Raw genomic sequence first — 21,170 nt, 5'->3', positions numbered from 1 at the left:
AGACTTCGTTTAAGTTTGTATGCTTAATCGGAGTCTTTTTTCTTTTCGTGAGGTAGAAAAACAAGCTATTTACAATTGCGCGGAATCTCAGCAATTGCATCTAGGTGTATTGTAATATAAAATAGTTGAACAGGAGTTTAATTTATTATGGAGGTGCTATGTCTAGTATGAATACGAACGAAAGAATCGTGCCCCTCCTACCATTAAGAGGCGTTCTCGTATATCCAACGATGGTTTTGCATCTTGATGTAGGACGTGATAAATCGATACAAGCACTAGAGCAGGCGGCAATGGATGAAAATATCATCTTTTTAGCAATGCAAAAAGAAATGAATATCGATGATCCGAAAGAAGATGACATATATAGTGTAGGTACGGTGGCGAAAGTGAAGCAAATGTTAAAATTGCCGAACGGTACGCTTCGTGTCCTTGTGGAAGGTTTACATAGAGCAGAAGTAATAGAGTTTATCGAAGAAGAAAATGTAGTACAAGTGTCGATTAAAACGGTAACTGAAGAAGTAGAAGATGATTTAGAAGAGAAAGCTCTTATGCGTACGTTACTGGAGCATTTCGAACAATATATTAAAGTTTCGAAAAAAGTTTCAAATGAAACATTTGCAACGGTAGCTGATGTGGAAGAACCAGGGAGATTAGCTGATCTAATTGCTTCTCACTTGCCGATTAAAACGAAGCAGAAACAAGAGATTCTAGAGATTGTATCTGTAAAAGAACGATTACAAACACTTATTTCAATTATTCAAGATGAACAAGAGTTACTTAGCCTAGAAAAGAAAATTGGGCAAAAAGTGAAACGTTCCATGGAGCGCACGCAAAAAGAATATTTCTTACGTGAGCAAATGAAGGCGATTCAAACTGAACTTGGCGACAAAGAAGGCAAGGGCGGAGAAGTAGAAGAACTTCGTGAGAAAATTGAACAGTCAGGAATGCCGGAAGAAACAATGAAGGCTGCGCTGAAAGAATTAGATCGTTATGAAAAGTTACCAGCAAGTTCTGCGGAGAGTGGTGTTATTCGCAATTATATTGATTGGTTATTAGCGCTTCCGTGGACAGAGGCAACAGAAGATATAATTGATCTTGCTCATTCGGAAGAGATTTTAAATAACGATCATTACGGTCTTGAAAAAGTGAAAGAGCGTGTACTTGAATATTTAGCTGTACAGAAGTTAACGAATTCATTAAAAGGACCTATCCTTTGTTTAGTAGGCCCTCCTGGGGTCGGCAAAACTTCGTTAGCGCGTTCAATTGCAACATCATTGAATCGTAACTTCGTCCGTGTATCTCTTGGTGGTGTGCGTGATGAATCTGAAATTCGTGGTCACCGCCGTACATATGTTGGAGCAATGCCAGGACGCATTATTCAAGGTATGAAAAAGGCGAAAACAGTTAATCCAGTCTTCTTATTAGATGAGATTGATAAAATGTCTAACGATTTCCGTGGAGATCCATCAGCGGCATTACTTGAAGTATTAGATCCAGAACAAAACCATAACTTCAGTGATCATTACATTGAAGAACCATATGATCTATCAAAAGTTATGTTTGTAGCAACTGCTAATACACTTTCAAGTATTCCAGGTCCATTACTTGACCGTATGGAAATCATTTCGATTGCTGGCTATACAGAACTTGAAAAAGTACACATTGCTCGTGAGCATTTATTGCCGAAACAATTAAAAGAACATGGCTTACGAAAAGGTAATTTACAAGTGCGTGATGAAGCGCTGCTTGAGATTATTCGTTATTATACACGTGAGGCTGGTGTTCGTACGCTAGAGCGCCAAATTGCAAAAGTTTGCCGTAAAGTAGCGAAGATTATCGTTACAGCAGAACGTAAACGTATCGTTGTGACAGAGAAAAAGATTGTTGATTTACTTGGTAAACACATATTCCGTTATGGGCAAGCTGAAAAAACAGACCAAGTTGGTATGGCAACAGGTCTAGCTTACACAGCAGCAGGCGGCGATACACTTGCCATTGAAGTTTCTGTAGCGCCAGGAAAAGGGAAACTAATTTTAACAGGGAAACTTGGGGATGTTATGAAAGAATCAGCACAAGCTGCGTTTAGTTATATACGTTCTCGTGCAGAAGAGCTTCAGATCGATCCGAATTTCCATGAGAAAAATGATATTCATATTCACGTTCCAGAAGGAGCAGTTCCAAAAGACGGACCGTCAGCAGGTATTACGATGGCAACGGCACTTATTTCTGCGCTAACAGGTATTCCTGTAAGTAAAGAAGTCGGTATGACAGGTGAAATTACACTTCGTGGTCGTGTATTACCAATTGGTGGTTTAAAAGAAAAAACATTAAGTGCTCACCGCGCAGGCTTAACAAAAATTATTTTGCCAGCAGAAAACGAGAAAGATTTAGATGATATTCCAGAGAGCGTAAAAGAAAACCTTACGTTTGTGCTTGCATCTCATTTAGATGAAGTATTGGAGCACGCATTAGTAGGAGTGAAACAATGAAAGTAACAAAAGCAGATATTGTAATTAGTGCTGTTAAACCAGAACAATATCCAGACAGTGATTTACCAGAAATTGCATTAGCAGGTCGTTCAAATGTGGGGAAGTCTTCCTTTATTAATAAAATTTTAAATCGTAAAAAGTTAGTACGTATTTCTTCTAAACCAGGAAAAACGCAAACGCTGAACTTTTTCTTAATCAATGAGATGATGCACTTTGTTGACGTTCCAGGTTATGGATATGCGAAAGTATCTAAATCGGAGCGCGCTGCATGGGGGAAAATGATTGAAACGTACTTTACAACGCGTGAACAATTAGACGCAGCTGTATTAGTAGTTGATTTACGTCACCAACCAACAAGTGATGACGTGATGATGTATGATTTCTTAAAGCATTATGAAATCCCAACAATTATTATTGCGACGAAAGCCGATAAAATTCCGAAAGGGAAATGGCAAAAGCATTTAAAAGTTGTAAAAGAAACGCTTGCTGTTGAAATTGGCGATGAAATTGTTCTATTCTCTTCTGAAACAGGACTTGGAAAAGAAGAAGCGTGGAAAGCAATTCATAAATTTACAAAAACAAAAAACGCGTGACGAATGTCGCGCGTTTTTGTTTTGCTAAATTTTTTAGCGTACGTTTAATGTAACTTCAATATTTCCTCGTGTTGCTTTCGAGTAAGGACATACACCGTGAGCCGCTTCTACAAGTTCTTGTGCTTCGCTATATGAAACGCCAGCCACATGTACATCAAGTACAGCAGATAGGCCGAAACCACCATCTGTATCTTTTCCGATAGAAACGTGAGCAGTTACTTCTGTACTTTCTACTTTCACACGTTTTGTACGAATGACAAGTTGTAATGCACTATCGAAACAAGCTGCATAACCAGCTGCAAATAGTTGTTCTGGATTTGTTGCTTCTCCGCCTGCACCACCTAGTGCTTTCGGCATTTTTACATCAAGATTTAATATGCCATCATCTGAAACTACTTTCCCATTTCTTCCACCTGTTGCTGTTACTGAAGCAGTATATAATTTATCCATATTTATTCCCCTTTTCCATCATTAATTGTTTTCATTGTTTCAATTAGTTTATTTAATTGAATTAATAAAGAACGATATTCTTGTTCTGTAATTCCTAAATTTGTTGCCATTGTTGTTGGTAATGAACAAGCCTTATCTTGTAAATCTTTACCTTGTTCTGTTAATTCAATACATACTTTTCGCTCATCTTCTTTGGAACGAACGCGTTTTACAAGGTTTAATGATTCCATTCGTTTTAACATAGGTGTTAACGTACCGGAATCTAAAAATAGACGTTCTCCAATTTCTTTTACTGTGAGTCCATCTTGCTCCCATAGTACGAGTAAAGTAATGTACTGTGGATACGTAATGCCCATTTCTTCTAAATACGGTCGGTAAAAGCGTGTAACCTCTCTAGAACAGGCGTAAATAGAAAAACAAAGTTGGTTATCTAGATGTAAAGAATTATCTACCATACATAACTCCTTCCTTATTAAATTGTGCACAATTTAATTTTGTAAAACCAATATAACGAAAAAGAAATGCAATGTCAAATACATTGTATTGAGAAAGTCTTTGTTACATTTTGGAACAATCATACATATTTTCCTTCATGATGAAAGAAGATAGGGAAGATGATGTTATAATTTATATGGAATAGTTTCCATCACTTGATTATGAGGGCTTTTTTTGGTAACGTACAAATAGAGTTATTAATTTATAATCATTATAAAGTAGAAATTTTTTTATTAGTGTTACTGAATCTCCTTTATTACATACGGAGAATAATTAAAAAATAATCGGTTGTTCACACGATTGTCAGATTCATAAGAGGAAAGTTGTATTATGATAGTAGATAAAGTGATAAAACGGGTGAAGGGGGACATGCTGCGTGCATATTCTTGTTGTTAGTGTAAATTATCGAACAGCCCCTGTAGAATTTCGTGAGAAACTCACATTTCAGGCAGCAGAACTAGAGCGAGCGATGACTACATTACAAAATCAAAAGAGCGTGTTAGAGAATGTCATTGTGTCAACTTGTAATCGCACTGAGATTTATGCTGTTGTCGATCAATTACACACGGGACGGTATTATATTAAGAAGTTTTTAGCTGATTGGTTTCAGCTTGAAATAGAAGAAGTCGCGCCATATTTAACTATTTTTGAACAAGATGGCGCAATAGATCATTTATTCCGCGTAACGTGCGGTTTAGATTCAATGGTAGTCGGAGAAACGCAGATTTTAGGTCAAATAAAAGATAGCTTTTTAGAAGCGCAACAAGTTAAAGCAACAGGCACAATTTTTAATGAATTGTTTAAGCAAGTCATTACATTAGCAAAACGTGCCCACTCAGAAACAACAATCGGGGAAAGTGCAATGTCTGTTAGTTATGCTGCTGTTGAGCTTGGAAAGAAAATATTTGGCGAGTTAACAGATTGTCATGTGCTTATTCTTGGTGCTGGTAAAATGGGCGAACTTGCACTACAAAACTTATATGGAAGTGGTGCTCGTAAAGTAACAGTTATGAATAGGACGCTTTCGAAAGCAGAAGTAATGGCTGAGAAATATATGGGACATGCAAAATCGTTAAGCGAATTACAATGTGCATTATTAGAAGCAGATATTTTAATTAGTTCAACTGGTGCATCTGAGTATGTCATTACGAAAGAGATGATGACAAAGGTGGAGAAAATGCGCTCTGGTCGTCCATTATTTATGGTTGACATTGCAGTGCCGCGTGATATTGATCCAGCGATTGATGAGCTAGAAGGTTCTTTCTTGTATGATATTGATGATTTACAAGGAGTAGTGGAGGCAAACCGTGCTGAGCGTTTGAAAGAGGCAGAGAAAATTCAATTTATGATTGAAGAGGAAATTGTTCTGTTTAAAACGTGGTTAAGTACACTTGGTGTTGTTCCATTAATATCAGCTCTTCGTGATAAGGCACTTGCAATCCAAAGTGAAACGATGGTAAGCCTAGAGCGAAAAATACCAAACCTTAGTGATCGTGAGAAAAAAGTTATTAGTAAGCATACGAAAAGTATTATTAATCAATTATTAAAAGACCCAATTTTAGTAGCGAAAGAAATAGCTGCTGAAGAGGGAGCGAGCGAAAAATTAGCGTTATTTGCAAAGATTTTTGATTTAGAAACGGAAGAAGTAGAGAGTCGTGCGGAAGAAGTAGAACATAAAAGAGTGTGGACACCATCCGTTCCATCTTTATAATTTGGAAGGATGATCGGATGAGTTTTTTAAATAACAGTATTATTTATCATATTGCAATTATTTTATATGCTTGTAGCATTAGTTTATATTTTATAGATTATTTCCAAAGTAACCGAAAGGCGAACCGATTTGCTTTTTGGTTACTTGCGATTGTATGGGTCCTGCAGTCTATTTTTATGTTGCTTAGAGCTACAGATTCAGAAACGAATCCTATTTTAACTTTATTATCAGGGATTTATTTTTATGTTTGGTTATTGATTACGATGTCGTTAGTTATTAATCGATTTATGAGAATTGACTTTTTAGTCTTTTTTACAAATGTTGTAGCATTTGGCGTAAGCGCTTTTTCTATTTTTACACCGCTCGGAAAGATGTCGCCAGTACTTGCGGAACAATTAGTTTCAGAACTTGTATACGTGCATGTCGGTATGGCAATTATTTCTTACGCAACGTTTACTGTATCGTTCATTTTTTCTATTATGTATTTATTGCAATATCGCCTATTAAAAAAGAAAAAATGGAATGCGAGATTAAGAAGGTTAGGGAATTTACCGAAGCTAGAATCTATGTCTTACGGATTAAATTTATTTTCTGTTCCATTTTTCTTACTAGCAATTTTATTAGGATGTATATGGGGATATACAAAATTGGATAATTTCCATTGGTATGATACGAAAGTAATCGGATCTTTTGTCGTTCTATTTGTGTATTGCACAGGTTTATATTTACGAGCGGCAGATGTGTTGCAAGGTAAGAAAATTGTACAGTGGAATATCGGATCGTTTCTCGTAATGCTAGTAAACATTTTTCTATTAAGCAGTTTGTCCAATTTCCACTTTTGGTATTTATAATGAGGAGAGAGAATTATGCGCAAAATTATTGTAGGATCACGAAAGAGTAAACTAGCATTAACGCAAACAAACTGGTTTATTGATCAGTTAAAAGCCTTAGGTCTACCATATGAATTTGAAGTGAAAGAAATTGTCACAAAAGGTGATGTTATTTTAGATGTTACTCTTTCAAAAGTAGGCGGAAAAGGCTTGTTCGTTAAAGAAATTGAGCATGCGTTACTTACGAAAGAAATCGATATGGCTGTACATAGTATGAAAGATATGCCAGCCGTACTTCCAGAAGGTTTAATGATTGGCTGTACACCAAAGCGTGTTGACCCTCGTGATGCTTTTATCTCAAAAAATGGAGCATCGTTTAAAGAGTTAGTGGAAGGTGCTATTTTAGGTACGAGTAGTTTAAGACGTAGTGCACAGCTACTCGCTGCGAGACCAGACTTACAAGTGAAGTGGATTCGCGGAAATATCGATACACGTTTACGTAAATTAAAAGAAGAAGATTACGATGCAATTATTTTAGCGACAGCAGGATTACAAAGAATGGGCTGGGATAATGAAGTTATTACAGAACATTTAGATGAGACGTTATGTGTACCTGCTGTAGGACAAGGTGCATTAGCGATTGAGTGTCGTGAGGATGATAAGGATTTATTGCAGTTGTTAGCGCATATTAATGATACGATAACAGAAAGAACAGTGGCAGCGGAGCGAGTATTTCTTCATAAACTTGAAGGTGGATGCCAAGTTCCAATTGCTGGATATGCAACCCTTACAGAAAACGATGCAATCGAATTAACAGCTCTTGTCGGCTCTATGGATGGCTCTGTTTTATTAAAAGAGACAGTAGTGGGTACTAATCCTGAGGAAGTAGGGTTAGAGGCCGCGGACCGTTTAATTAAACAAGGCGCCAAAGAACTCATTCTTGCTGCAAATAAGGAGCAACAATAAATATGAACGCTCTCGCTGGAAAAACGGTATTGATTACACGTGCCCAGCATCAAGCGAAACAAATGAGTGTAGCAGTGAAAGAAAAGAGCGGAATTCCATTGGAAATTCCGCTTTTGCGTATGGAAGGTATGTCTCATAGGCAAATTCAACATATTGAAGAACAGCTACATTCATACGACTGGGTTATTTTTACGAGCAGAAATGGTGTAGCTTTTTTTCTAGATAGTTTAAAAAAGAAACTACCGCTAACCATTAGAATCGCTGCGGTAGGTGTGAAAACAAAATTAGAGTTAGAAAAAAGGGGCTATCAAGTTCATTTTGTTCCGACTTCATTTGTTGCAGAAGCATTTGCAGAAGAGTTTCTAAAAGAATTAAGTGGAAACGAACGTATTTTATTTCCGAAAGGGAATTTAGCAAGAGAGGTAATTCCGGTTGCACTTCGGGAAATTGGTGTTTCTCTAGATGAGCTAATCGTATACGGTACGAAAGTGAATATAGAAAAAAAGCAAGAACTTATAGCAGCATTGAAGTTAGGGAAAGTAGACATTATTACATTTACGAGCCCTTCAACTGTTACTAGTTTTGTTCGTTTACTTGAGGGTACAAACTGGAGAGAATGGACAAAAAAATGTACAATTGCTTGTATAGGACCTATTACGGAAAAAGAGGCAAGTCTTTATTTTCCGTCTGTTATTGTGCCGAAAGAGTACACTGTAGAAGCATTACTACAATATGTTTGTGAATCTATAAAATGAAAGAATGGGGATAGAAATCTATGAACTCTTTACAATTTAATCGTCATCGTCGTTTAAGACAAAGCGGGGGCATGCGTGCACTTGTGCGTGAAACGTTTTTACATACGGAAGATTTTATTTACCCTATTTTTGTATTAGAAGGTGAAAATGTTCGTAATGAAGTTCCTTCTATGCCGGGCGTATATCAAATGTCTTTAGATTTATTGCAAACTGAAATGCAAGAAGTTGTTGATTTAGGTATTCGTTCTGTTATTGTATTTGGTTTACCTGCTGAAAAGGATGAAGTTGGATCATCAGCATATTGTGATCATGGAATTGTACAACGTGCTATTCAGCAAATTAAAGGTGATTTCCCTGAGCTAGTAGTAGTTGCAGATACATGTTTATGTCAATTTACAAGCCATGGTCATTGCGGTGTAATTGAAGATGGGATTATTTTAAATGACGAGTCTCTTGCAGTTCTTGCGAAAACAGCTGTAAGTCAAGCGAAAGCAGGAGCGGATATTATTGCGCCATCAAACATGATGGACGGCTTCGTAACAGCAATTCGTCATGCATTAGACGAAAATGGTTTTGGACACGTGCCAGTTATGTCGTACGCTGTGAAATATTCATCAGCATTTTATGGACCATTCCGTGATGCTGCGCACGGTGCACCGCAATTTGGTGACCGTAAAACATATCAAATGGATCCGGCAAACCGTATGGAAGCATTCCGTGAAGCAGAATCAGATGTAATGGAAGGTGCAGATTTCTTAATCGTAAAACCAGCTCTTTCTTACTTAGATATCGTTCGTGATGTGAAAAATAACTTTAATTTACCAGTTGTCGCTTATAATGTAAGTGGTGAATATTCGATGATTAAAGCGGCAGCGCAAAATGGTTGGATTAATGAAAAAGAAGTTGTTCTTGAAAAATTAATTAGTATGAAACGTGCAGGGGCAGATTTAATTATTACGTATCATGCAAAAGATGCAGCAAGATGGTTACAAGAAGGAGGCGCTAAATAATGAAAAAGTTTGATAAGTCAATTGCAGCGTTTGAAGAGGCGCAAGACTTAATGCCTGGTGGCGTAAATAGCCCGGTTCGTGCCTTTAAGTCTGTTGGGATGAATCCGTTGTTTATGGAGCGTGGAAAAGGCTCTAAAGTATATGATATCGATGGGAATGAATACATCGACTACGTATTATCATGGGGTCCTTTAATTCATGGTCATGCAAATGATCGTGTTGTAGAAGCGTTAAAATCTGTTGCTGAAAGAGGTACAAGCTTCGGTGCACCAACAGAAATTGAAAATAAATTAGCAAAACTTGTTATTGAGCGCGTGCCATCAATTGAGATTGTGCGTATGGTTAACTCTGGAACGGAAGCAACAATGAGTGCACTACGTTTAGCTCGTGGTTATACAGGTCGTAATAAAATCTTGAAATTTATTGGTTGTTACCACGGTCATGGTGATTCGTTATTAATTAAAGCTGGTTCTGGTGTGGCGACTTTAGGTTTACCAGATAGTCCTGGTGTACCAGAAGGTGTAGCGAAAAATACGATTACAGTAGCTTATAACGATTTAGAAAGCGTAAAATACGCGTTTGAACAATTCGGTGATGATATTGCTTGTGTAATTGTAGAACCAGTAGCAGGAAATATGGGGGTTGTTCCTCCGCAGCCTGGATTTTTAGAAGGTCTTCGTGAAGTAACAGAACAAAACGGTGCATTGCTTATTTTTGATGAAGTAATGACAGGGTTCCGAGTAGCTTATAATTGTGGCCAAGGTTATTATGGCGTAACGCCTGATTTAACATGCCTAGGTAAAGTAATCGGTGGTGGTTTACCGGTAGGAGCATACGGTGGTAAAGCAGAAATTATGCGCCAAGTTGCGCCAAGCGGACCGATTTACCAAGCTGGTACTTTATCAGGTAATCCACTTGCAATGGCGGCAGGTTATGAAACGTTAGTACAGTTAACGCCAGAATCATATGTAGAATTTGAGCGTAAAGCTGAAATGTTAGAAGCTGGATTACGTAAAGCAGCTGAAAAACATGGCATTCCGCATCATATTAACCGTGCAGGCTCTATGATTGGTATTTTCTTTACAGATGAACCCGTTATTAATTACGATGCAGCAAAATCTTCAAACTTAGAATTCTTTGCGGCTTACTATCGTGAAATGGTAGAACAAGGTGTATTCTTACCACCATCTCAATTCGAAGGTTTATTCTTATCGACAGCACATAGTGATGCAGATATTGAAGCGACGATTGCAGCAGCTGAAATTGCAATGTCAAAATTAAAAGCGTAGTGTATTAGAGAAAATCGCTCTCCATAAGGGGAGCGATTTTTTTTATTCATAAAGTAAGCTTCCCACACATAAATCTGTAATGACATATAGTTTGGGAGGGGGAAAAGAAGTGGCTACAGATCATTCATTACGATTTTCATTAAAAGAATCTGTGTGGTTCCAAAAAGGACAGGAAGTCGAAGAACTTTTGTCAATTTCGTTAGACCCAGACGTTGAGATAGAAGAGCTTGATCATGAAGTAATCGTGAGAGGACAATTAGATTTAACGGGAGAGTATGTTGCACGAAAAGATGATTCCGCGTATTCATTAAGAGAACTATCGCCAGCAAAGTCAATTGATTATGTAGAAACAAGAGAAGATGGGGTTAATGAACTTGTTCATTCCTTTCCACTTGAAATATCAATTCCGAGAAATCGAGTGAAAGTAATTGAAGAGCTATATGTATCAATCGAGGAATTTGATTATGAATTAAAGGAAAATGGTTGCTTACAATTATTAGCGGATATATCTATTACCGGTTTGTGTGATGAAGAGAGAAGCGAGGATGAAGTTGAAGAGGAAGAAACGGTGTATGCTGAGTTAGAAGAAGATTCAGCGCAAGAGGATGAAAATAGACCGGCGCCGCATGTAGAAGAACCAGCATATAAGGAATCAGATGAGTGGGAAGATTACGCATTTGAACCGTTCCAATTAGAGGAAAGAAAAGAGCAGGAATTAGAAGAAGAGAAAATAGAAGAACATGAATTTGTGGAACGTGAAGAGGAGCAAGAAACAACGCCGCAATTTGAACTGTTCGGACGAAAAGATTTCAAGAAAGAAAAAGCGAAAAAGCAGGAAGAACAAGAAGAAGAGTACTCACAGCGAGATGAAAATGCGCTTTATTTAACAAAACTATTTACGAAAGAACCGGAAGAAGAATTTACAAAGTTAAGAATGTATTTCGTGCAAGAAGGGGATACAATTGAATCTATTGCAGACCGTTATGAAACGTCTGTACAAAATTTATACCGTGTCAATCAAACAGAAGATATATTTTTAAATACGGGGCAAATTATTTATATTCCCGTTTCAAGGGTAAAGGCGAAATAAGGAAGTGAGTGTTTTCACTCACTTCCTTTCTTAGAGGCTATGTTTTGAATAGAAAGGGTTATTCGTATGGATATTGAGTTGCGAAATCACTATGAACCTATCGTGAGGCAATATAGATTGGATACGCAGCATATGGAAGAGCACGGAAATGTAATGAAAATTTATACGAATCAAGGTCCATATGCACTCAAGAAAATAGAAGGCAGAAAGTTAGAGCGGAATAACTTTCTGCATCATATTCAATATTTGAAGGAGAAAGGTTTTTCAAATTATGTACCTATATATCATGCGACGGATGGAAGTTATATTTTAAGTGACGGGACGTATAATTATTATTTAATGCCTTGGTTAGAACGTGCAGAAGGAAACGGTGAGGACAATGATCAATACCATAAAATGTTTCAGACACTTGGAACGTTGCATCAAAAAACTGTGAAGGAAGAAACGTATACGGAAGAAGATTTAGAAAAACATTATACAAGTATATCCGATCGTTGGGAAAATGATGGTGAGATGTTAGAAGAGTTTCTCGTAGAATCTGAATCAAAATGGTATATGTCCCCGTTTGAATTGCAATATTGTACGTACTATCATCATGTAATGAGAGCGCGTGAATTTGCAACGAAGCAATTAAATGAGTGGAACGATGCGATGAAAGAAAAGGAGAAAACGCGTATTACTTTTGTGCATGGTAATGTGTCACTGAATCATTTTTTATTTGACTATGAACGGAATGGCTATTTTATTAGTTTAGAAAAATCGAAGTTTGCAACGCCTGTGCAAGATATAGTAGGTTTTTATTCACGGTCTTTAAACACATATCCAATCGCAAGAAGTGATCGGTTTGAATGGTTTCAAATTTATCAAAAAAATTTCCCTTTTACGAAAGAAGAGCAACTACTTATGTTTGCGTATATGACGTATCCATCGCAATTTATTCGGCAAATCCAGTCTTATAAGAAAAGAAGAGATAATCGTAACGAGGAAAATGAACTGCGCGGAGTAAAGAGTTTGCAACAATCGCATTGGCTCGTTAGCAATATAGAATATTTCCTGTCACAATTACAAGCTGCCCAGCAAGGGAACGGATAAAGTAAACATTCCCCGCTGATGATTAGCCTTCACTAATTGGGCGTTTACGGGCACCAGGGCTCCCATCTAACTTCTTTGCTTCAGCTGAGTTTTGAGGTGGAGGTCTTACTGCCCACAAATAGCGGGGTAAAGAAGATAAGTAGAGGATTCTACTTATCTTCTTTTTGGCACCAAAAGCTGTAGTTTTAAATTTATCTTGACGAATAAGGTTTCGTTTTTTACACTATTGTATATAATAATTAACAATCATATAAATGCCTTGAAGGGGAAGAGTATAACATGAAACGTCTTCAGAGAGGAGAATCATTAGCTGGGAGATTCTCTAGATAGTTATGTTAGAAGGTAGCCCTGGAGCATCTTTTCTGAACGGAATAGTTCTTATTAGGAAAAGACGGATTTGTCCGTTATCAAATTAAGAGTATAAGCAAATTATGAATTTGTTTGTAAATAAAGGTGGTACCGCGATGTCCCTCGTCCTTTTTGGATGAGGGACATTTTTTATTTTAAGGAGGGAAAATAATGTCAAACACGGAAAAGAATTTACCAACTAAATATGATCATATGTCCGTTGAAGAAGGCCTTTATCAATGGTGGCTTGAAGGCAAATATTTTGAAGCAACAGGAGACGAGAAGAAACAACCGTATACAATTGTAATTCCACCTCCAAACGTAACTGGTAAGTTACACTTAGGTCATGCTTGGGATACAACTCTTCAAGATATTTTAACTCGTACGAAGCGTATGCAAGGATACGATGTACTATGGCTTCCAGGAATGGACCATGCTGGTATCGCAACACAAGCGAAAGTAGAAGGAAAACTTCGTGAAGAAGGTATTTCACGTTACGATCTTGGCCGTGAAAAATTCCTTGAAAAAGCTTGGGAGTGGAAAGAAGAGTACGCTTCTCACATTCGTCAACAATGGGGGAAAGTTGGTTTAGGACTAGACTATTCTCGTGAACGCTTCACATTAGACAAAGGTTTATCAGATGCGGTTAATAAAGTATTCGTTCAATTATACGAAAAAGGCTTAATTTACCGTGGTGAATATATCATCAACTGGGATCCAGCAACACGTACAGCTCTTTCTGATATTGAAGTAATTCATAAAGAAGTTCAAGGTGCATTCTACCATATGAACTATCCGTTAACAGATGGTTCTGGTCACATTCGTCTTGCTACTACTCGTCCAGAAACGATGCTTGGTGATACAGCAGTAGCAGTTCATCCAGAAGACGATCGTTACAAACATTTAATCGGAAAAACAGTTACACTTCCAATCGTAGGCCGTGAGATTCCGATTATTGCTGATGAGTACGTAGAAAAAGATTTCGGAACGGGCGTTGTAAAAATTACGCCAGCTCATGACCCGAATGACTTTGAAGTAGGTAACCGTCATGACTTACCACGCATCTTAGTAATGAACGAAGATGGATCGATGAACGAAAAAGCTGGTAAGTATAACGGTATGGATCGTTTCGAATGCCGTAAAGAATTAGTAAAAGACTTACAAGAAGCTGGCGTATTAGTAGAAATCGAGCCACATATGCATTCAGTAGGTCATAGTGAGCGTAGCGGTGCGGTTGTTGAGCCTTATTTATCAACACAGTGGTTCGTAAAAATGGCTCCACTTGCTGAAAAAGCAGTAGCGCTTCAACAAAAAGAAGAAGAAAAAGTAACGTTCGTACCAGAGCGTTTTGAAAACACATATTTACGTTGGATGGAAAATATTCATGACTGGTGTATTTCTCGTCAATTATGGTGGGGACACCGTATTCCAGCTTGGTACCATAAAGAAACTGGTGAAGTATACGTAGGTACAGAAGCACCAGCAGATATTGAAAACTGGAATCAAGATAACGATGTACTTGATACATGGTTCAGTTCAGCATTATGGCCATTCTCCACACTTGGTTGGCCAAATGAAGATTCAGCAGACTTCAAACGTTACTATTCAACAGATGCACTAGTAACGGGTTATGATATCATCTTCTTCTGGGTATCTCGTATGATTTTCCAAGGTTTAGAGTTTACAGGCGAGCGTCCATTTAAAGATGTATTAATTCACGGTTTAGTTCGTGACGAGCAAGGTCGTAAAATGAGTAAATCTCTTGGTAACGGTATTGATCCAATGGATGTTATCGAGAAGTACGGTGCAGATGCAATGCGTTTCTTCTTATCAACAGGAAGTGCACCAGGTCAAGATTTACGTTTCAGCATGGAAAAAGTAGAATCTACTTGGAACTTCATTAATAAAATTTGGAACGCATCACGTTTCGTATTAATGAACATGGATGATATGAAGTATGAAGAAATCGATTTAACTGGTGAAAAATCAGTTGCGGATAAGTGGATCTTAACTCGCTTAAACGAAACAATCGAAAGCGTAACACGTAACATGGATAAATATGAGTTCGGTGAAGCTGGTCGTTCATTATACAACTTCATTTGGGACGATTTCTGTGATTGGTATATTGAAATGGCGAAACTTCCACTATACGGTGAAGATGAAGCAGCTAAGAAAACAACTCGTTCTATTTTAGCTTACGTATTAGATCAAACAATGCGTCTATTACACCCATTCATGCCATTCGTAACAGAGAAAATTTGGCAACATTTACCGCATGAAGGCGAGTCTATTACAGTAGCTGCGTGGCCAACAGTTCGCGAAGATTTACAAGATACGGAGGCTGCGGCAGAAATGCACCTTCTAGTTGATATCATTCGCTCTGTTCGTAACATCCGTGCAGAAGTAAATACGCCAATGAGCAAAAAAGTTCAAATGCAAATTAAAGCAAAAGATGAGGCTGTACTTGCTCAACTTACGAAAAATAGCTCTTACATTGAGCGTTTCTGTAACCCAAGCGAATTAACAATTCAAACGGACTTACAAGCGCCAGAAAAAGCAATGACTGCAATCGTATCAGGTGCAGAGTTATTCTTACCGTTAGCTGATCTTATCAATCTTGATGAAGAGAGAGCTCGTCTTGAGAAAGAACTTGAGAAGTTCGATAAAGAAGTAGAACGTGTACAGAAGAAACTTTCTAACCAAGGTTTCGTAGCGAAAGCTCCTGCAGCGGTTATTGAAGGAGAGCGTGCGAAAGAGCAAGATTACCTAGAAAAACGCGAAGCAGTTCGTCAACGTCTAGCAGATCTTGAAAAGTAAAAATATTTTTAGAGACTCACTATATTGGTGAGTCTCTTTTCTTTGCGTATAATAGAACTATGAAAGTTGTCTTTTGAAAGGGGAAAAGCATACGTGATACATACATACGAAGAAGCGATAGGGTGGATTCATAGCCGATTGAAATTTGGTATTAAACCAGGATTAGAAAGAATGAATTGGATGCTAGAAGAGCTCGGAAATCCAGAGCGTCATATAAAATGTGTTCATCTTGCTGGTACAAATGGAAAAGGTTCAACGTTAACATATATGCGTTACATGTTAGAAGGCGCGAAATATAAGGTAGGAACGTTTACCTCTCCTTACATCGAATCATTTAATGAACGCATTAGTGTGAATGGAACACCAATTGCAGACGAAGAGATTACTGAACTTGTAAAGCTGGTAAAACCAGTCGTGGAAAAACTAGATGAAACGGATTTAGGGGAAGCGACAGAGTTTGAAATTATTACTGTTATGGCGATTTGCTATTTCGGCAAATTCAATTTCTGTGATGTTGTTTTATTTGAAACAGGGCTTGGTGGACGTTTTGATTCTACCAATGTTATACACCCTGTTCTCACGATTATTACGAATATCGGTTACGATCATATGCATATTTTAGGAAATACACTAGGAGAAATTGCATATGAAAAGGCGGGGATTATTAAGTCTGGCGTGCCGGTAATTACTGGTGTACAAGATGAAGAAGCTTTGCAAGTCATTCAAAATGTTGCAAAGGAAAATCATGCAAACTTATACGAGATGGGCAACCATTTTACAGCATTACATAAACAGTCTAGTGAAGATGGAGAACAGTTCGATTTCACTTGTCCTTTCGCCTCTTTTGAAGATGTGCGAATCACAATGAAAGGCAGCCACCAAGTAGGAAACGCAGCACTTGCGCTTATGGCAGTCATGTATGTAAAAACATACTTATCATTTTTAATTGAGGAAGAAGAAATAAGAACTGGATTACAGGAAGCGTATTGGGTGGGGCGCTTTGAAAAACTGCAAAGTAATCCAGATATTATTATAGATGGTGCTCATAATCCAGAAGGTATCGAAAGCCTTGTGAAAACAGTAGAAGCGCATTGCAAAGATAAAAATGTAATAGTGTTATTTACTGCCCTTGGTGATAAACAATTACATAACATGGTAGGCCAATTAGAAACCATTGCAGATGAAATTATTTTTACAACATTCGCCTTTGATCGTGCTATTTCTGCTGATAAGCTTGCATCATATTCACAGAAAGAATCAAAATTAGTTTTTGAAAATTGGAAAGAGGCAATTGATACAAAAGTTGAAATGATAGCAGAAAATGATGTTTTTATCATAACAGGTTCTCTTTATTTCATTTCTGAAGTACGAAAATATATTTGCGAGAAAAACTAGATAGTCTTTGCTATCTAGTTTTTTTGTTCTACAAATGAAGTCAAATGCATACATATAAGATAAATATATAGGGTTATTTGGCGAATTCCTCTGACAAATATCTCGTTTTTTTATGAAATGAATATGATATGATGCGGACAACGATAAGAGGTGAGGTGTGAGTGTATGGACAAGCAATCACGAACGATCTCAGTGAAAGTGAATGGAACAGAAGCGAAGTATGAGGAAAAAAAGAAAGATGAATTTGAATGGATGGTAGTAGAAAGTGAACGACCGAAAAATGTTGTTCCGTTTCAAAAAGCGAAATCAATGTCTGTGGAAAAATACCGAAAGAAGTGGAGTAATACATTAATTGTAATCGTTGCAACTGCAATCATTATCGGTACGGCGTTTGGAATGGGGATGCTTCATTTACTTACTGGACAAGGAACGACAGGAGGAAGTGAAGTGACAGCTTCAAGGCCGACTGGAAATGGAGAATCAAAGGTGGGTGGAACGGCAGAACAAACACCAGCACCGAAAGAAGAAAAACAAAAAGCACAAGCAGGAACTTCATTGGATCCAATGAAATTATTTTTTGTTCAAGGGGGGCTTTATTCTTCTGAAGAAAAGGGACAGGCAGCTCTTGAAGAATGGAAAGGCAATGGGGGCATTGGTGCTTTGAGACCGAGCGGTGATAAGTATGCAATAGTTGTTGGTATTGCTAGCGATGAACAGTCTATAAATCAATTAATGACTAAGTATAAAAATGATGGTGTCTCCGTTTTAAAAAAGAACTGGGATATAACAGATAAAGCATTGCTGAAAGATGATAAAGAAGTAGGAACATTTTTAACAAAAGTGCAGCCATTATACACTCATTTAGCAAAATATGCTTCTAGCGTACAAGTTGGTGGAAAAAGCAGCGCAAAAGATATAGAAGTAATTGAAAAAGAATGGAAAAAGGTTGAAAAAGAAGGGAAAAGTATGAAACAAGAAGAAGCAAAGAAACTGTATATGTATACGTCGGTAGCTGTACAAACAGTAAAAGATGGGAAGATGGATAAGGAATCTTTGGCGAAATTAAATCAAGTTATTATTGATGGTTTACTCTCGTATGAAAAAATTGTTTCGTAGAAAGTGAAATGATAGGATAATAAAATGAGTAAGAAAGAAGTACATGTACTTCTTTCTTTTCTTTTGAATTTAGAGCAAAGTGCTTTCTCTATGACAGGAATATAATCGTATGCAATAAAGAAGTGTTATTTTAGTTAGAGAAATTAATATTTCTTTCATTTGTGGGCAAACTATTCCTTTGATACGATTAATATAAATTGTTCTGCTTCATGTGAGAAAGGAAGGAGAAAATATGAGAAAAATAATTTTAGCTTCAGGGTCACCTCGGAGGAAGGAATTGCTTGAGTTAGCTAGTGTGCCATTTGAAATCGTTGTAAGTGAAGTAGAGGAAACAATTGGTGCATATTCATCGCCTTCTGATATTGTAATGTCGCTTGCCTTGCAAAAAGCATCAGCGGTGGCAGAAAATAATAGTGATCACATTGTGTTAGGTGCAGATACAATTGTTACATATGAGTCGCGTATTCTTGGTAAGCCTTCTAATGAGGATGAGGCGAAAGAGATGTTGCAATTACTATCAGGGAAAACACATGAAGTGTATACAGGTGTTGCAATTATAGCAAAAGAAAAAACGGTTACTTTTTATGAGCGTACAGAAGTTACATTTTGGGAGTTAACAGAAGAGGAAATTGATACATACGTCGCGTCGAAAGAACCTTTTGATAAAGCCGGTAGTTATGGGATTCAAGGTAAAGGATCTATTTTCGTTCAAAATATTCAAGGGGACTACTATAGTGTAGTTGGCTTACCAATTGCACGTCTCGTTCGGGAATTAAAACAATTTGATATTGATGTAACCCATGCGTAAAATTGCATGGGGTTTTCTTTGAGAGAACAAATAAAGGGGTGGAGAGATGAACGGTATTCGTGATGTTGTAAGAGAAGAACAGCCACGGGAGCGTTTATTGTTAGAAGGTGCTGGAAGTTTATCAAATCGAGAGCTTCTCGCAGTGTTACTCAGAACAGGTTCTAAAGAAGAAACAGTTTTAAAGTTGTCAGATAAAATTTTACATCAATTTGATGGCTTACGTATGTTGAAAGATGCAACATTAGAAGAGCTAATTAGTATACATGGTATTGGGATTTCAAAGGCATCGCAACTTATGGCAGCCTTTGAACTAGGCAGAAGAATGGTACGTTTAGAATATCAAAATAGATATAGTATTCGAAGTCCAGAAGATTGTGCGAAATACATGATGGAAGAAATGCGTTTTTTACAACAAGAGCATTTTGTTTGTTTATATTTAAATACAAAAAATCAAGTTATACATAGGCAAACGATCTTTATTGGAAGTTTAAACACGTCAATTGTACACCCGAGAGAAGTTTTTAAAGAAGCCTTCCGTCGTGCAGCAGCCTCTATCATATGTCTTCATAACCATCCCTCAGGAGATCCCACGCCGAGCCGTGAAGATATTGCAGTAACAAAACGCTTAGTAGAATGCGGCCAGATTATCGGAATTGAAGTGCTTGATCATATTATAATAGGTGACCATAAATTCGTGAGTTTAAAGGAAAAAGGTCATATTTAAGACTATGCTTTTTACTTATTTTGTTTTATAATGTGATTTATGAGTTTTTTGTAGAAATTTATCTACAAAAAGGATAAAGATATAAAAAACGTACTGTTTTTATAATATAAAGTAAGAAAAAATGAGTCCGTGAAAACAAGAAAGGAAGATAAATAATATGTTTGGATTTGGTGGATTTACTCGCGATCTTGGAATAGACTTAGGAACTGCGAACACGCTTGTATATGTAAAAGGAAAAGGTGTAGTTTTACGTGAACCTTCAGTAGTTGCGTTACAAACTGATACGAAACAAATCGTTGCTGTAGGTAGCGATGCAAAACAAATGATTGGTCGTACACCAGGGAACGTTGTGGCACTTCGCCCGATGAAAGACGGTGTAATTGCTGATTATGAAACAACTGCAACAATGATGAAATATTACATTCAACAAGCTCAAAAATCAAACGGTTTCTTCTCACGTAAGCCGTATGTAATGGTATGTGTACCATCTGGTATTACAGCTGTAGAAAGACGTGCAGTAATCGATGCGACTCGTCAAGCGGGTGCTCGTGATGCTTATCCTATCGAAGAGCCATTTGCAGCAGCAATTGGTGCAAACTTACCTGTTTGGGAACCAACTGGTAGTATGGTTGTTGATATCGGTGGCGGTACAACAGAAGTTGCAATTATTTCTCTAGGTGGTATTGTAACAAGCCAGTCAGTCCGTGTTGCTGGTGATGATATGGACGATTCAATCATTCAGTACATTAAGAAAAGCTATAACTTAATGATCGGTGAAAGAACAGCTGAAGCATTAAAATTAGAAATTGGTTCTGCAGGCGAGCCAGAAGGTATCGAGCCTATGGAAATTCGCGGTCGTGATTTAGTAAGTGGTTTACCAAAAACAGTACTAATTCAGCCAGAAGAAATTGCAGATGCATTAAAAGATACAGTAGATGCGATTGTAGAATCAGTTAAAAATACGTTAGAAAAAACTCCACCTGAATTAGCGGCTGATATTATGGACCGCGGTATCGTATTAACAGGTGGCGGGGCATTACTACGTAATTTAGATAAAGTAATTAGTGAAGAAACGAAAATGCCAGTTCTTGTTGCAGAAGATCCATTAGATTGCGTAGCAATTGGAACAGGTAAAGCATTAGACAATATCGATCTTTTCAAAACTGCTGCTCGATAATATTGCAAAATAAAA

General features: G+C 37.4%; 18 protein-coding genes and 1 other annotated feature. Of the genes, 16 read left to right on the top strand and 2 right to left on the bottom strand.

Going from position 1 to position 21,170, the window contains the following annotated elements; translation table 11 throughout:
• Positions 1 to 158 precede the first annotated feature (158 nt).
• Both lon and ysxC read left to right on the top strand, forming a co-directional pair.
• The gene (lon, locus tag DN401_RS05850; protein WP_000097289.1) at positions 159 to 2,489 is read left to right on the top strand and encodes an endopeptidase La; all 2,331 of its coding nucleotides are present in this window, start codon (positions 159 to 161) and stop codon (positions 2,487 to 2,489) included.
• Positions 2,486 to 3,082, top strand: a complete 597-nt coding sequence (ysxC, locus tag DN401_RS05845) for a ribosome biogenesis GTP-binding protein YsxC (protein ID WP_000869116.1) — start codon at positions 2,486 to 2,488, stop codon at positions 3,080 to 3,082. The genes lon and ysxC overlap by 4 nt, the downstream gene beginning before the upstream one ends.
• Positions 3,083 to 3,115: 33 nt before the next feature.
• Here ysxC and DN401_RS05840 read toward each other — a convergent pair whose 3' ends face one another.
• Together DN401_RS05840 and DN401_RS05835 are read right to left on the bottom strand one after the other, a co-directional pair.
• Positions 3,116 to 3,532, bottom strand: a complete 417-nt coding sequence (locus DN401_RS05840; protein WP_149287627.1) for an organic hydroperoxide resistance protein — start codon at positions 3,530 to 3,532, stop codon at positions 3,116 to 3,118.
• A 2-nt stretch (positions 3,533 to 3,534) separates the two neighbouring features.
• On the bottom strand, positions 3,535 to 3,987 hold the full coding sequence (locus DN401_RS05835; protein WP_000228197.1) for a MarR family winged helix-turn-helix transcriptional regulator: 453 nt from the start codon (positions 3,985 to 3,987) through the stop codon (positions 3,535 to 3,537).
• 416 nt (positions 3,988 to 4,403) lie between these two features.
• Between DN401_RS05835 and hemA the strand changes: the two genes are divergently transcribed.
• The 14 genes from hemA (at position 4,404) to mreB (ending at position 21,155) form a co-directional block, all read left to right on the top strand.
• Positions 4,404 to 5,738 (top strand): glutamyl-tRNA reductase, encoded by a 1,335-nt coding sequence (hemA, locus tag DN401_RS05830; protein WP_000547868.1) that lies wholly within the window; start codon positions 4,404 to 4,406, stop codon positions 5,736 to 5,738.
• 17 nt (positions 5,739 to 5,755) lie between these two features.
• A complete protein-coding gene (locus DN401_RS05825; RefSeq protein ID WP_000008991.1) occupies positions 5,756 to 6,589 on the top strand; it encodes a cytochrome c biogenesis protein in 834 nt (277 codons plus the stop codon).
• A 15-nt stretch (positions 6,590 to 6,604) separates the two neighbouring features.
• Positions 6,605 to 7,534 (top strand): hydroxymethylbilane synthase, encoded by a 930-nt coding sequence (hemC, locus tag DN401_RS05820; RefSeq protein WP_001226414.1) that lies wholly within the window; start codon positions 6,605 to 6,607, stop codon positions 7,532 to 7,534.
• Between the two features lie 2 nt (positions 7,535 to 7,536).
• Positions 7,537 to 8,289: a uroporphyrinogen-III synthase gene (hemD, locus tag DN401_RS05815; protein WP_000992353.1), complete on the top strand. Its 753-nt coding sequence runs from the start codon at positions 7,537 to 7,539 to the stop codon at positions 8,287 to 8,289.
• A gap of 20 nt (positions 8,290 to 8,309) precedes the next feature.
• Positions 8,310 to 9,299, top strand: a complete 990-nt coding sequence (gene hemB / locus DN401_RS05810) for a porphobilinogen synthase (protein WP_001087073.1) — start codon at positions 8,310 to 8,312, stop codon at positions 9,297 to 9,299.
• Complete coding sequence (gene hemL, locus DN401_RS05805) at positions 9,299 to 10,588, top strand: glutamate-1-semialdehyde 2,1-aminomutase (protein WP_000712943.1); 1,290 nt, start codon at positions 9,299 to 9,301, stop codon at positions 10,586 to 10,588. The genes hemB and hemL overlap by 1 nt, the downstream gene beginning before the upstream one ends.
• Positions 10,589 to 10,667: 79 nt before the next feature.
• Positions 10,668 to 11,678 carry a stage VI sporulation protein D gene (gene spoVID / locus DN401_RS05800; protein WP_002024850.1) on the top strand — a complete coding sequence of 337 codons (1,011 nt, stop codon included), beginning with the start codon at positions 10,668 to 10,670 and terminating at the stop codon, positions 11,676 to 11,678.
• 66 nt (positions 11,679 to 11,744) lie between these two features.
• Positions 11,745 to 12,770, top strand: a complete 1,026-nt coding sequence (gene ysxE, locus DN401_RS05795) for a spore coat protein YsxE (RefSeq protein WP_000350656.1) — start codon at positions 11,745 to 11,747, stop codon at positions 12,768 to 12,770.
• 250 nt (positions 12,771 to 13,020) lie between these two features.
• Positions 13,021 to 13,252 (top strand) — a binding site (T-box leader).
• Between the two features lie 37 nt (positions 13,253 to 13,289).
• Positions 13,290 to 15,935 carry a valine--tRNA ligase gene (locus DN401_RS05790; protein WP_000072244.1) on the top strand — a complete coding sequence of 882 codons (2,646 nt, stop codon included), beginning with the start codon at positions 13,290 to 13,292 and terminating at the stop codon, positions 15,933 to 15,935.
• Between the two features lie 93 nt (positions 15,936 to 16,028).
• Positions 16,029 to 17,330, top strand: a complete 1,302-nt coding sequence (locus DN401_RS05785; RefSeq protein WP_000582041.1) for a bifunctional folylpolyglutamate synthase/dihydrofolate synthase — start codon at positions 16,029 to 16,031, stop codon at positions 17,328 to 17,330.
• Positions 17,331 to 17,495: 165 nt separating this feature from the next.
• Positions 17,496 to 18,446, top strand: coding sequence for a stage II sporulation protein B (locus DN401_RS05780; protein ID WP_000361009.1), 951 nt, complete (start codon positions 17,496 to 17,498; stop codon positions 18,444 to 18,446).
• Between the two features lie 232 nt (positions 18,447 to 18,678).
• A complete protein-coding gene (locus DN401_RS05775) occupies positions 18,679 to 19,254 on the top strand; it encodes a Maf family protein (RefSeq protein WP_001226290.1) in 576 nt (191 codons plus the stop codon).
• Positions 19,255 to 19,300: 46 nt separating this feature from the next.
• Positions 19,301 to 19,978, top strand: a complete 678-nt coding sequence (radC, locus tag DN401_RS05770) for a RadC family protein (protein WP_001013390.1) — start codon at positions 19,301 to 19,303, stop codon at positions 19,976 to 19,978.
• A 157-nt stretch (positions 19,979 to 20,135) separates the two neighbouring features.
• Positions 20,136 to 21,155 (top strand): cell shape-determining protein MreB, encoded by a 1,020-nt coding sequence (gene mreB, locus DN401_RS05765; protein WP_000466736.1) that lies wholly within the window; start codon positions 20,136 to 20,138, stop codon positions 21,153 to 21,155.
• Positions 21,156 to 21,170 lie beyond the last annotated feature (15 nt).

Source organism: Bacillus sp. BF2-3, from assembly GCF_008368795.1.
In the GTDB taxonomy this organism is placed as follows: domain Bacteria; phylum Bacillota; class Bacilli; order Bacillales; family Bacillaceae_G; genus Bacillus_A; species Bacillus_A cereus.
Note: the sequence above shows the minus strand (reverse complement) of the source record. Positions and strands in the feature narration are given on the sequence as shown.